Raw genomic sequence first — 12,778 nt, forward strand, 5'->3', positions numbered from 1 at the left:
ACGAATGTTTACAGCTTCTTTACTCTGAAAAGCGGCTGACCGTACTCAACCTTCTGCTCGTTGGAAACCAGCACTGCCTCGATTTCACAGTCATAATCAACTGATATCTCATTCATCATCTTCATGGCTTCAACGATACAAACGGTCTCTCCTGCCTTAACCTTGTCTCCCACCTTTACATATGCCGGGATATCCGGTCCAGCTGCAGAGTAGAAGGTTCCTACTATAGGAGAGGTGATGTTTACCTCTGTCTCATCATCAACTGAGCCGTTACCGGCCTGAGGCGCTTTTCCGTCTTCTGCCGGTCCGGCTGAAACAGCCACGGGAACAGCTGCTGCTCCTCCCGAAATAATAGGCGGATTATCCAGCTTACTCATGGTGATCTTGAACTCTCCGTCTCTCACTGACATGGTCTTCAGTGATGAATTCTCCAGTATCTTTACAAGTCCCTCTATCTTCTCTAAATCCATCATCGGTTCTTCCTTTCCATCCATTTTTATCAGATTCTTTTTAGAATCCTCAGCCCGCTGTCATTTTTTCATATCTGATATCATATGCTCACGAATCCTTTAACCCGGATTCATTCACCCCGCTTTATATTCAAACAAACAGCTTCTCAAGTCTCTGGGCTGTAAGTCTCACTTCCAAAACCTCTTTACACGGTTTATGAATACGGTTTCTGAATTCCTGATATTCATGCTCCTCCACCTTGATGAGATGCTGAGCCTCTTCAACCGTTATACTCTTGAATCTTATCTTATCGTCTATCCGTCGCTGAACGACCTTAGGCAGATCGACACTTGCCACGGTTCCTATCTTTGCATATCCTCCGGCGGTCTGATGATCTGCCAGAAGTATGATAGGCTTTCCGTGAGCCGGTACCTGTATCGCACCGAGAGCTATACCGTCGGAAATGATATCCGACCCCATCTTGCTCTCAACGAATGGTCCATCCATACGGACACCCATTCTGTCGAAATTACTGGATATGGTGAACTCACTGTTCAAAAAGGTCTCTATCCCTTTGGAAGAGAACATATCATCCTGTGGTCCCATGATTACTCTTATCGTCTCTGTACTGCTGTCAAATTCATGAAGAGGGAGTGATCTCGAAAGAAAGAACGGCAGATACTTCCTTCTTTTTATTCTGGTGGAAATATAATCTCCGTCATTCAGCTTTCTTCCCTTGAATCCCCCTATTCCGCATTTGAGATTTGTACTGCGGGAACCCATGACCACCGGAATCTGAAGATAGTTTGAAAAAGCTATATAACAGGTTCTCCCTGTTCTCGCCGAGCCAACCTTCAGAACATCACCTTTATTTACATATATGGCAGTATACATAGGAACAGGATCATCATTAAGTTCAGGTCTGAAATCCCCTCCTGTGATAGCGATGATCTGACTGGAAGTGAATTCCAGTGTGGGTCCTATGAGCGTACACTCCAGCACCGCTTCATTTTCCGGATTATCCAACAGAAGATTCGCTATACGGAAGGATCTCCTGTCCATGACGCCGCCCACATTAAAGCCCTGGCTCTGATATCCGCTTCTTCCCAGATCCTGTACAGTTGTGAGCAGTCCGCCCTTTATAACTCTGAAGCCCATTTAGTTTCTCCTTTACAGTTTTCTGTGAAATCTTTACCCCTCTTCTACACTCACCTTGTATGTCCCGGCTTCCACTTCCTTCTTTATAGAAAGATATTCCTCCTCTGATACAGGCACAAATCTGATATAGTCACCTGCCTCGACAAGTATGGGAACTTCTCTTGCCGCATCATAGGTCTTTACGGGGGTCATACCCATAAGCTGCCAGCCTCCCGGCGAATCCATGGGGTAGATACCTGTCTGGGATCCTCCGATCCCCACTGAACCTGCCGGTATCCTGACTCTCGGCGCTGCAAGTCTCGGCGTATGTATCCTTTCATCGAGCCCCCCGAGGTACGTAAATCCCGGCAGGAAACCCAGCATATATATGAGATAATCCTGACTTGTATGTATCTTTATCACTTCTTCCTGAGAAAGACCTGCATGCTCTGCTATGGTCTCGAGATCCGGCCCGTAGGCACCTCCGTAGACCACAGGAATCTTCCAGACTTTTTTTCTGCCTCCCTCAGTCCTTGATTCCATCCGCACTATAGAATCGACCCTGTCTCTCAGAGACTCATAGCTTATGACCAAAGGATTGTAATTTATAAGTAGGGAACAGTAGGTCGGGATCATGTCAATGATTCCCGATATCTGCTGTGCCTTTATCAGCTTTGCCGCAGCCGCTATTTTTTGATTGACCTCCGGACATATGGTCTGATCGAACACCACGAGTATCGAAGAATCTCCCTCCGGCACGATTTTTATCTTCTGCATAGATCTGTATTTCTCCTAATCCGAACAGGCTGAGATCTTACCTGTCTTATATAAAATGATCCGTTCAGGCAGGAAACTTCTCCTACTTGAACGTTAGCCGCCGAATGAAAAACGCATGATCACATGCTTCAGCATTCGACGGCTTAACCCTGCCAAACACTCACGGAACCTTTCCGTGAATATCTGTATCTATTTTACATTTTACATTCATGAGCCACACAGATTTAATTAATTTATCTCCGAATATGACTCATCTGTTAATTTTACACTTAGCCTTATCCTCAGCTGAAAAGCTTGCTGAAGTTACCAAGTGATGTAATGCCTACATAAGCTGAGATGATAACAACAAGTATTCCCAGTACAAGGAGAACTGTAGGATGCTTGTAGTCTGCTCCCATGATGGACTTCTTCTGAGAAGCTATCAGTGAGATACCGAGAGAGATAGGAAGTATAAGTCCGTTTACAGCACCTGCTATGATAAGGAGCGCTGCAGGTGAACCGGAGATGATCATAACCAGTGTTGAAACTGCAATGAATCCTATTACCCAAAGGTTTTCATGATCTGCTATCTTCTTATTAAAGGTCTTAAGGAAAGAAACTGATGTGTAAGCTGCACCTATGACTGATGTTACTGCTGCACAGAGAAGAACCAGTCCCGCAAATCTGTATCCAATCTCTCCTGCTCCCTGTCTGAATGCATCCGCTGCAGGGTTTCCACTGTCAAGAGTAGCTCCCCTTGCTACTACACCGAGAACCGCAAGGAAAAGAAATACTCTAACCAGCGCTGCAATGAGGATACCTGTAACTGAACTCTTGGTTACCTCATTCATCTTGCTCTCGCCTGTCATTCCTGCATCTATAAGTCTGTGTGCACCTGAGAATGTGATGTATCCGCCCACTGTTCCCCCAAGGAGTGTAAGTATAGCCGGGAATAATGCCGCATAACCTGTCGCAGGAACCACAGTATTCTTCACTGCATCGCCTACAGGCGGCTTTACGATGAGGATAACGATGAAGATAACCGCGATCATGATACCGCCGAGTATCTTAACGAGAGTATCCATAACTCCCTTGGCATTCTTTGAAAGGAATACAGCGATTGCAATGGCACCTGTAAGCACGTAACCAACCGTTGTAGGGATTCCCAGCAATGTGTTGAATCCGAGAGCTCCTCCGCCGACATTACCGATATTGAATACCAGACCACCCAGAACTATAAGCGCTGAAAGGAAATATCCGAGCCCCGGAAGAACCTTGTTTGCAATGTCCTGTCCTCTCAGTCCTGTAGCACAGAGCACTCTCCAGATATTGAGCTGCGCGATGGCTGCCAGAAGCACCGATGCCAGAATAACGAATCCGAAGCTCGCCTGATGCTGTCCTGTAAAGGAAGATGTCTGTGTCAGAAAGCCCGGACCTATGGCACTTGTAGCCATCAGGAACGCCGCTCCCAGCAGGGCTCCACTGCTTTTCTTATCCTTAGCCTTTACCTCTCCACTAAGTTCATTTGCAGAACCGTCTGCGCTTAAAGCCTGTCCGTCATATTTAAGGACATGATTAAAGACATGATTTCCTAGTTTCACTTCGTTTACCCCCTTTTTTGCTTATATCTTTTCAAATCATTTTTGAATCATAGTTATATAGTAAGTTCAAACCATCGCAAAATCAACCTATTTTTTGCCATTTTTTCAAAAATATTAAAAATACAATCCCGCAGCTTATAACAGACATGAAAATTCACGTCCGTTATAATTATAGGTATTCGCACTTATAAACATAGGTAATTCCTATTTTCTTTTATACTATTATGTCTCTTCATAACCTCTCGTGATCAAGAGCGGTCCTCTCGGTTTCCAGTCATCACAACGAGTCGGCATCCTACACAAAAAAGAGAGACTCCATCAGCAGAATTCCGCCATTGGAGTCTCTCGTATTATTCATATATATGCTACGGCTGCAAGATATATCGTGTCATTTCTCTGTATACCCGCCTTATTTATATCTCTTTTCTTCTGTTAAAATCCACAGGCAGGCTTACCGCACCTATACCATGTATGCCTCAATCATTTCAGATAGCTCATTATAGTATCTTCTCGAACACGGCACCTCAATCCCGTATTTCTCAGCCTTTCTGATCACAGCTCCCAAAAACGCATCCAGCTCCGCCTGTCTTTTCGCTTCAACATCTCTCTTGAGCGAAGAAGTCGCTTCATCATTCTGGTTATCCATACAGTAGTTAAACTTATTCTCGGCAGTTCCTTCAGGGATATTCACACCTTCCCTAAGTCCGACAGCTTCCGCCTCATGCATGAGATCATGAAAATCTTTTGTCCACTCACTGTTTCCGCGTACGCCTCCCGTGTTAGTGTGATACCTAGCGGTTATAACATTAAACCCGCAATTCAGGATAAACTTCTGCCATATCTCAGACATGATGTCATCAGTATATCTTGCATCAAATCCCACCTCCTTAAAAAGCTCATACACTTTTTTCGAAGCCTCAACATGACGCTCATCTCTAAGCTTTGATCCGATGAACATGTGAGTGTAGGGACCTGACTGTTTAGCAGAATGCTCCGAATCCTTAGCCGTAATGGTATAAATAAGGGAATCTATACATACAGCCTCAGGAAACTTCTCGCGAATCCTGTCTCCGGGCTCAACGCCGTTCATTACAGGCATGACTATGGTTTCTGCTCCGATGCAGGGACGTATCTGCTCACACAGTTCATCCAGCGAGTAATTCTTACAGCAGATCAGTACCAGATCCTGTACGGGAATATCCTCTCCCCTTTCCGCAACTGCAGCCGGTCTCATAGTGCTGTCACCGTAAAAATCACTTTTCAGTGTAAGCCCCTTCTCTCTAAGAGCCATCGCATGGTTTCCTCTTGCAACGAGTGTAATACTGTCTTCATATTTTCTTCCCAGCATAGCTGCAAGCAGTCCGCCGATCGCCCCGACTCCCGCAACCGTTATTTTTAAATTTTTCATATTTTGATAAAATTTTATACTTTCTTTATTTGACTTTCACTAATTTAATATTAAAATCATAGACAGTAGGATCTAACTTGTAGACAAATCCCCCTTTGTCCATGAGCTGGATCCTTACTATTTTTCAGAGGATCCATAAAGCATCAAATTAACCGGGCTTATGCTCATCCTTCATTATTTCTGGTTTTCTTTTTTATCCTGTGAAGCTGTGGTCTCACCACTATCTCCGGTACGCAGGTTCCTTCTCTTACGCTCAACGCGTATTCCACGGCATCAGCAACATCTTCCGGCTCAAGGTGCGCATCCACAGAGTCATCAGCTTCAAAATCAGCATTACGATAAAGGGCTGTATCTGTCATATCCGGCAGGATAGCAGTAACTCCCACACCGTATTTTCTCACCTCATCAAACAGGCTCCTGCTGAAGCTCATCAGCCCCGCCTTAGTCGCGCCATAAGCAACGCCATGAGGATTGCTGGATATGGCCGTGACAGAGGAAATGTTTATGATATTACCCCTGTTCTCTTTCAGAGTCCTGAGAAGCTGCTGGGTAATGATCATCGGCACTTCCAGATTGACCCTCACCATCTCCTGGATCTTTTCAGGATTCTGTTCCTCATGAAGACCATAGTATGCCGCCCCCGCATTATTTACGAGAAGCTTCAGCTCAGCATCCGGAAGCTTCGCTATCCGCTTTACAGCAGAAAGCATCTCTCCCGTATTCCTTAGATCACAGACGATATGATGAAGTCCCGGTTTCTCGCCATCATCAAACTTTCTTCCGATGCCATACACCTCATATCCCATTTCCACAAGCCTATAGGCTATAGCTTTTCCTATACCTGATGATGCACCAGTCACTATGGCAGTTTTCTTATTTGTTATCACACTCATACTATACCCGAATTTCCTTCATAAGATTCATACCAATTTCAACATAGCTGGTATATCGTTTATTTTATATTGAGCAAGCGTCTTAAGCGCGTCTCACTCTTATATCCAAGCAGAAGTGAAACGCATACATGACATGGCTCACAGGTCGTATATTTATCTATCCTGTTCTTCCCATCGAAAAATACGTTCTTCCGGAACAAACTCCTTAAGGCGGCACACCATCCAGTTTTCCATCTCCTCTGTGAGCTTATCGCTGTAATGATAAACTCCATGATCATTCTGATAAGGATACTGCACCACCGCACTATCCGGCATGTTCCGCCGCATGGACTTGAGATACTCCTCCGACAGCCTGAAGCTTCCTACACTGACATCATTTATCCTGTCCATGAAAATCTCCGAAGTGAGCCTGTCCATCATTTTTCCATACTCTGTTTTCCAGTCCGGGCAATAGATCATGGGGTCAAAGCACAGTCTCACAGTGAATCCCATACTCACGGCTCGTTTAATGCTTTCGATCCTGCCATCGAGACTTCCGGTCCTGTGTTCATAGTGCTCCACCACATAATCAGGAGACACTGTAAATGCAAAAATGGTTCTTCCGCTTCCGTCTTCAGGAAGCCTTTCAAAGTCGATATTTCCTGCCTTCGTCCTCACCTCTATGGTAAGATCCGGATGTGCTTCAGTGAACCTTATCCATTCACTCACGTACCCGGTAAGCGACTCTATGGCGAGAAGATCAGTATCATAGGAAACACAGAGATACACAGGATGTTTCGATAGAAGCATTTCAACCTCTTTAAATATATCCTGAAGATTCAGAAATATCACCATATTTCCGGAAGGGTACATCCCCTTAAGATAACAGTATTCGCAATCAAAAAGGCAGTTCATCATACACGATGTATAGTAAAAATGCTTATGCCCCATGTTCTGACATACCTCTGCCCCCGGATAGACCAGAGTACCCTGCTTTACCGCAAGTATCAGCGCCTGAGATTCATGCTGTTTCACATAATTCTGTCTGTGTCTGTTGAACACGTCCTTGTAATGATCGATCTTTATTATTTCAGCCTTCGGAAAATGCCCCATTATCTCCTCTGCTTTTTCCCGAAAAGTCCTATCTAAAAAAACCTTTTCCTCTACATAAATATGAGAAAATGGCTTATTCCGAAATGACGTTCCTGACAACATCAAGCACCTTCTTTCCCGTACGTTTATCCACAGTGGGAAGAACCCCGGACTCATATAGCTTTTCCACTTCCGCCATCCAGTTGATCCCGCTGAGAGTTCCATATTTCACATATTGAATGAACTGATCCTGCATCACCTTAGAAAAATGTGCATCTCTGATAACTTTTTCCACTGTTTTTTTCTCGAGATCCCCGAGAATATCCACTCTTTTCTTTTCCCCAAAGGAAATCAACCTCAGCTTTTCCACATAATCCAGAATCTGTTCCACATTCCGTTCCACAGAATCCGAGACATGTTGAGCCAATGTTCTCACGTCGGAAACATTGGCAGAAATGCCGCTGTCGGTAACAACGCGTAGAAAGCTCATCTGATGAGGTCCAACATAAAATACTCCAGCCTGATACACCGCCGCCGCTTCCATATCGTAAAGATCATAGTCCTCAGCAGCCATATCAAGGAATCTGACAGCCCTCTCTGTGAGGACCACACTTCCCGTCACAGCTGACGCCTCAGGAATAGATGTTCGCACCAGCATGTCAGGATAAAAGCATCTGTCGGTATTCTGATCCAACAGTTTATTCAGGAGGAACAGTGTCTCCCTTTTTTCTTCCCATTGCTGTTTATGTAGCGCCGCTGCAGTACCGAAAGACAAAAGCTGATCAGAATGTGACGCATCATACTCAGTAAGAACTGAAGAAACGACTGCCGCCGCATTGACCGGTCCCACCCCTGTGACAGTAAGCACTATTTCAGGTCTGATTCTTTTTTCACCGGACTCGTCCCTGGCGCCATCATTATCTCCCGCCATAAGCTTTATATAATCTTCAGGCACAAACTGCTGAAACCTCGTCCTGTCCGTCCTTTTTTTTAGTCCAAATATCTTTATAAGAGGCTTTGCCTCCGGATACAATGCCGTAAAAATGAAAATCATTTATATTCTCCACCAACTTCAGGAATGCCTAAACGCTGATAACATTCCGTTTTACTGTATCGTCACATTATGCCACATATGACTTACTTTTGCGAGCATCATAGCAGCATATTACACGCCTGATAGAAGCAGGGCCCTCCTACGGTAGCCGTCCGCTCACCGGTGCCCTCGACCGGCCCCACAATAAAAACCCTGAGGAGAATGTCAACTCAGACTCCCAGGGTTTTCATGATTTAACTTAATTTACTTCAATATCAGATATTTCCGTTCTGTTGTGCAAGCATGTTGTTATATGCCGCATTTATCGCATTTGTATTCTTGATAATGATATTAGCCGCAATAAACGGACCTACACCGCAAAGGAATGATCCGAAGATCCACCACAGAAGAATCGTAGTACCACCCTCCTGGAAGTTCATACCATAACGCTGAGAATTATTCTGAAGACGATTTCCCAGGTTGTAAAGCCAGATATAATCATAAATTCCACAGGTAAGGATACCAAAAAGAATGTACTCGAGGATTCCGGCTGTCTTCTTTCCGTCACCTGCACAGGTAATATTTACATCCTGCACTATGCAGTGAAGCATGTAAAGATCATAGATACCGCAGGTCACGAGACCAAGCAGTATATAAGCCACGATACTCCTGTCTGTAGAAAGCATCACTCCGCCAAAATTATTAGGCTGACCGTTCACAGGGTTTCCGTTTGCGTAGCCGTTAGTCTGATTCACATTACTGTACGCGCCGGCATTGGCAGTATTTCCTGTATGACCCTTTCCTGACTGAAATTCATCCTTTGCTTCCATAGCCATGTCCGAAACTGTTTTCAGATCGTTTTTAAGTGCATCTCCAAGATTACCGCCCTGAAGTCCCGCTAACGGATTTATCTTTTTCTCATTAATGAGAACATAAGTCACAACCATCATTGCGATGGAGAATATGAGGCTCAGGAATGCTCCGGAGAACATACCCGCATATGAATATCTGAATATCAGTCCATTAAAGATCGCTGCAAGAACAATGCGGACAAGAACTGTAAGGATCACGATAACACCGCCCGCAAGAGCTCCCACCATAAGAGGCTCTGCCTTGCTGTCATCCCATTTCTTCCATACGAGATACATAATGAGCGCAGAGCCCAAAAGGCCGCAGAGCTTGATCACATGTACAAGGAAGCTGATCACACCGAATGCAAATCCAAAGAATCCTTCATCATTGATTCCACCGAAAATCCCGAAAAATCCACCCAGAACGTAAAATACCTGGAAGAACGAAAGAATCAGTGCGATGATGCAGAGTACCATACCTGCAGTAACGATACCGCTCTTAGGCTCGGCAGGTGTCGTAAACTGAGGATTACTGTATCTTGTGCCTGCATAACCACTGTTTGTCTGTCCCTGATTGAACTGACCGTTCTGAGAATTGAACTGCGCTGTCTGACCGCTGAACTGACCCTGCTGCGATCCGTACTGCGGATTCTGATTTGCAGTTGTATCGTTATATGATCCGGTATATGCAGCTTTCTGCTCCTCAATTCGTTTTGCGTACTGATCAGTTATATTTCCGCTTTCCTGCTGAGTCGCTTCAGAAACTGTATTTCCAGAAGCTTCCTCCGTCACACTCTCAACAGCTTCAGCAACAGTGTCCACTGCTTCATCAGCAACTGCCGAAGAAGCATCTACCGTATTCTGCGCAGCAGCACTGACTTCTTCGATCGTTTCCTGTGCTTGAGCCGAAACTTCTTCCGCCGCAGCTTTCATGCTGTTCTGAAATTTGTTCTGAGCCAGCAGATCAGCCCCACAGTTTGGACAGAATTTTGCTCCATCATTTACTTCGGTTCCGCAATTCGTGCAAAACATAATTACCCCTCTTCCGGCAACCTCCCCTTACAGAAGACGCCCATAAATAATATTTCGCAAACCACAATCGACTCTATGCCTCTCACCACAAACGAAAAACTCCGGTGCGGTGCAGTCTTTATTGTGTATGCAAGTCACTTCGTAAAACCGGAGATGAACCGGACAGTTCTCCATATAAAACCTTCACTGGGTCTGAAAACCACGATATCCTGATCAGGCATAAAGAACATACGGTACAGATAAACTATGATAAAAGCTGAAACAAATATCGTGACCAGTATCCTATACACTCTTACCGGAAGCTTACCCCTGATGACAAAAACCAACACTGCCGGCACCGGCAGCATCCACAGCGGATGATAGTAAAAAGCTGTCTTGAAATCCATTCTCAGCACGCACATCCACGCACGGCTCATGCCACATCCGGCATCGGATACACCCGTCAGGAATTTGATCGGACAGGTGATTCCGAGGACCATCTCCAGAACCAGATAAAAACATATAATGATTACTATTGCTTCAATATCCGATTTCCACTTTCTCAATGTTCCACTCCATTCTTTTCTCATAACGATCCTTATGCTTATTCAAAATCCACCTAAAGCATAAAGATAGCTACGATAAACTAATTATACAACTTTAATTTTGGCATAGCGATTATTTAATTTAAGAGTTTTATTGTTTTTATCAGAAATACAAATATTACTATGGAAAATTCGGCATCAACATATTATAATGCTCATTCGTTAATCAGAAAGTCAGATTCGGAAGGTCTATCACAGCCCTTCCGAATTAGTTTTTACTGTATAAGTTCCACCTTCATCCATGCATGAAGGTATACATTAATTCAGGAGGTCTTATGGAAGTTACCATGACAAAGGGAAATCCCTTCCCTATAATACTAAAATTTATGATTCCGCTGTTTATCGGCAATGTTTTTCAGCAGCTCTACAACATGGCCGACACCATCATCGTAGGCCGATATGTAAGCGCGGATGCATTGGCAGCAGTAGGAGCAACAGGAAATATCATGTTTCTTGTCCTTGGATTCTCTCAGGGTCTCTGCACCGGATTCACCGTTCTCACCTCACAGGCTTATGGTGCAAAAAACTATAAAAGAGTAAAGCGCAGCGTTGCCAACGGCATACTTCTCGCACTCATCGTCATAGTGATCGTAACCATACTGTCCGTTTCACTGATGCGTCCTTTACTCCACATAATGAACACACCTGTAAACATTTTCCACGATTCCCTCACTTATATAACCATCATCTGTCTCGGAACCGTTGCAAGTGTTTATTACAACCTTTTCTCAGCATTTATCCGTTCAATAGGAAACAGCCGTGTCCCTCTTTACTTTTTGCTCTTTAGCGCAAGCCTCAATGTAGGGCTCGATCTTCTTTTTATAATCGTCGGAAACATGGGGGTTGCCGGTGCCGCCTGGGCCACCAATCTTTCACAGGGAATATCCGCCATACTTTGCATGATCTATATTCATTCAAAAGCAAAGGTCCTTTGGCCTGACCGCTCAGACTGGCGCATCAACATAACAGATACACAGCATCAGATGGCAGTTGGCGTACCTATGGCTCTTCAATTTGGTATAACAGCATCAGGAACCATGGTAATGCAGTCGGCAATAAACCTTTTTGGCTCCACCGCCGTTGCCGCCTACACGGCAGCCAATAAGCTTAACAGCCTTATGCTTCAGGAAATGCTGGCCATGGGACAGGCAGTTGCAACCTACTGCGGTCAGAATTATGGCGGAGGTGACAGCGACAGGATAAACAAGGGGGTTCACACTGCGATAATTATCGAGGTAATTTATGCAATAATTGCAGCTCTTCTCTGCAACGTCCTTTTACGTCCCGTAATGTCCCTTTTCTTTGCAGGGTCAGGAGCTGCCGGAAGTCCCGACACCATCTCCTTGATGATGCCGTGGTCAAGCACATATATCCATATCGTGACCTTGTTCTACATCCCTCTCAGCATGATATTCATATTCCGTAATGCCATGCAGGGATGCGGACATGGATTTCTGCCTATGATGGGTGGAGTTGTCGAGTTTTTTGCGCGACTCATAGTTGCTCTCATCGCCATGCACATTATGAGCTTTCCACTCGCAGCTTTCTGTGACCCCGCCGCATGGATCGCGGCCGCTACCTTCACCGCAGTTTCATATACTTTCGTGATCAAAAAGGTACGTAAAGAACTTCGCAGAATGCATTGATTGTTTTATATATACAAAAAGAAAGGGGTCGCCTCACGGCAACCCCTGTTTTTATAGCTTAACCCTGGAACTCAGTAATGCGTTCCCTTACTTAATTGTACTTCGGTTTGTACCTCTTTTCTTAGATTTCTATTTAAATTCTATAAATATCTCTTCGATAAATCTTTTATATCTTATGGATATCATCTATAAATAGATTATTTCTTTATTCAGTTTTGATATTCAATTGTAAAATCGACATTTTATTTTATTAATTTCTATTATAATCTTTCAAAGTATTCTTCTTTTCAGATTTTTTATGACCCTCCTTAAAGGT

Annotated in this window: 11 protein-coding genes; 1 reads left to right on the top strand and 10 read right to left on the bottom strand. The window is 44.3% G+C overall.

What is annotated here, in order from left to right:
- Positions 1-8: 8 nt before the first annotated feature.
- The 10 genes from accB to BXO88_RS02520 all read right to left on the bottom strand — a co-directional run bounded on the left by accB (position 9) and on the right by BXO88_RS02520 (position 10,801).
- Positions 9-470: an acetyl-CoA carboxylase biotin carboxyl carrier protein gene (gene accB, locus BXO88_RS02475; RefSeq protein WP_078036235.1), complete on the bottom strand. Its 462-nt coding sequence runs from the start codon at positions 468-470 to the stop codon at positions 9-11.
- A gap of 130 nt (positions 471-600) precedes the next feature.
- Positions 601-1,608: a biotin-dependent carboxyltransferase family protein gene (locus BXO88_RS02480; protein ID WP_078036188.1), complete on the bottom strand. Its 1,008-nt coding sequence runs from the start codon at positions 1,606-1,608 to the stop codon at positions 601-603.
- A gap of 33 nt (positions 1,609-1,641) precedes the next feature.
- The gene (pxpB, locus tag BXO88_RS02485) at positions 1,642-2,364 is read right to left on the bottom strand and encodes a 5-oxoprolinase subunit PxpB (protein ID WP_078036189.1); all 723 of its coding nucleotides are present in this window, start codon (positions 2,362-2,364) and stop codon (positions 1,642-1,644) included.
- A 281-nt stretch (positions 2,365-2,645) separates the two neighbouring features.
- Positions 2,646-3,797 (bottom strand): NRAMP family divalent metal transporter, encoded by a 1,152-nt coding sequence (locus BXO88_RS02490; RefSeq protein WP_078036236.1) that lies wholly within the window; start codon positions 3,795-3,797, stop codon positions 2,646-2,648.
- A 607-nt stretch (positions 3,798-4,404) separates the two neighbouring features.
- The gene (locus BXO88_RS02495; RefSeq protein WP_078036190.1) at positions 4,405-5,352 is read right to left on the bottom strand and encodes a ketopantoate reductase family protein; all 948 of its coding nucleotides are present in this window, start codon (positions 5,350-5,352) and stop codon (positions 4,405-4,407) included.
- 164 nt (positions 5,353-5,516) lie between these two features.
- The gene (locus BXO88_RS02500; protein WP_206099949.1) at positions 5,517-6,245 is read right to left on the bottom strand and encodes an SDR family oxidoreductase; all 729 of its coding nucleotides are present in this window, start codon (positions 6,243-6,245) and stop codon (positions 5,517-5,519) included.
- Between the two features lie 153 nt (positions 6,246-6,398).
- Positions 6,399-7,337: an SPL family radical SAM protein gene (locus tag BXO88_RS02505; protein WP_242945133.1), complete on the bottom strand. Its 939-nt coding sequence runs from the start codon at positions 7,335-7,337 to the stop codon at positions 6,399-6,401.
- Positions 7,338-7,410: 73 nt separating this feature from the next.
- On the bottom strand, positions 7,411-8,370 hold the full coding sequence (locus tag BXO88_RS02510) for a 5'-methylthioadenosine/S-adenosylhomocysteine nucleosidase family protein (RefSeq protein WP_078036192.1): 960 nt from the start codon (positions 8,368-8,370) through the stop codon (positions 7,411-7,413).
- Positions 8,371-8,624: 254 nt separating this feature from the next.
- Complete coding sequence (locus tag BXO88_RS02515; RefSeq protein ID WP_078036193.1) at positions 8,625-10,232, bottom strand: DUF4234 domain-containing protein; 1,608 nt, start codon at positions 10,230-10,232, stop codon at positions 8,625-8,627.
- A 134-nt stretch (positions 10,233-10,366) separates the two neighbouring features.
- Positions 10,367-10,801: a DUF2752 domain-containing protein gene (locus tag BXO88_RS02520; protein ID WP_078036194.1), complete on the bottom strand. Its 435-nt coding sequence runs from the start codon at positions 10,799-10,801 to the stop codon at positions 10,367-10,369.
- A 290-nt stretch (positions 10,802-11,091) separates the two neighbouring features.
- On the opposite strand from BXO88_RS02520, the gene BXO88_RS02525 reads away from it, so the two are divergent.
- Positions 11,092-12,462, top strand: coding sequence for an MATE family efflux transporter (locus tag BXO88_RS02525; protein WP_078036195.1), 1,371 nt, complete (start codon positions 11,092-11,094; stop codon positions 12,460-12,462).
- Positions 12,463-12,778: the final 316 nt, after the last annotated feature.

It is taken from the genome of Oribacterium sp. C9 (assembly GCF_002007235.1).
Taxonomy (GTDB): Bacteria; Bacillota; Clostridia; order Lachnospirales; family Lachnospiraceae; genus Oribacterium.

Bases quoted from the DNA above. Each gene is read 5' to 3' on its own strand.
- accB (WP_078036235.1), bottom strand. From the start codon at position 470: ATGGATTTAGAGAAGATAGAGGGACTTGTAAAGATACTGGAGAATTCA.
- BXO88_RS02480 (WP_078036188.1), bottom strand. From the start codon at position 1,608: ATGGGCTTCAGAGTTATAAAGGGCGGACTGCTCACAACTGTACAGGAT.
- pxpB (WP_078036189.1), bottom strand. From the start codon at position 2,364: ATGCAGAAGATAAAAATCGTGCCGGAGGGAGATTCTTCGATACTCGTG.
- BXO88_RS02490 (WP_078036236.1), bottom strand. From the start codon at position 3,797: ATGGCTACAAGTGCCATAGGTCCGGGCTTTCTGACACAGACATCTTCC.
- BXO88_RS02495 (WP_078036190.1), bottom strand. From the start codon at position 5,352: ATGAAAAATTTAAAAATAACGGTTGCGGGAGTCGGGGCGATCGGCGGA.
- BXO88_RS02500 (WP_206099949.1), bottom strand. From the start codon at position 6,245: ATGAGTGTGATAACAAATAAGAAAACTGCCATAGTGACTGGTGCATCA.
- BXO88_RS02505 (WP_242945133.1), bottom strand. From the start codon at position 7,337: ATGGGGCATTTTCCGAAGGCTGAAATAATAAAGATCGATCATTACAAG.
- BXO88_RS02510 (WP_078036192.1), bottom strand. From the start codon at position 8,370: ATGATTTTCATTTTTACGGCATTGTATCCGGAGGCAAAGCCTCTTATA.
- BXO88_RS02515 (WP_078036193.1), bottom strand. From the start codon at position 10,232: ATGTTTTGCACGAATTGCGGAACCGAAGTAAATGATGGAGCAAAATTC.
- BXO88_RS02520 (WP_078036194.1), bottom strand. From the start codon at position 10,801: ATGAGAAAAGAATGGAGTGGAACATTGAGAAAGTGGAAATCGGATATT.
- BXO88_RS02525 (WP_078036195.1), top strand. From the start codon at position 11,092: ATGGAAGTTACCATGACAAAGGGAAATCCCTTCCCTATAATACTAAAA.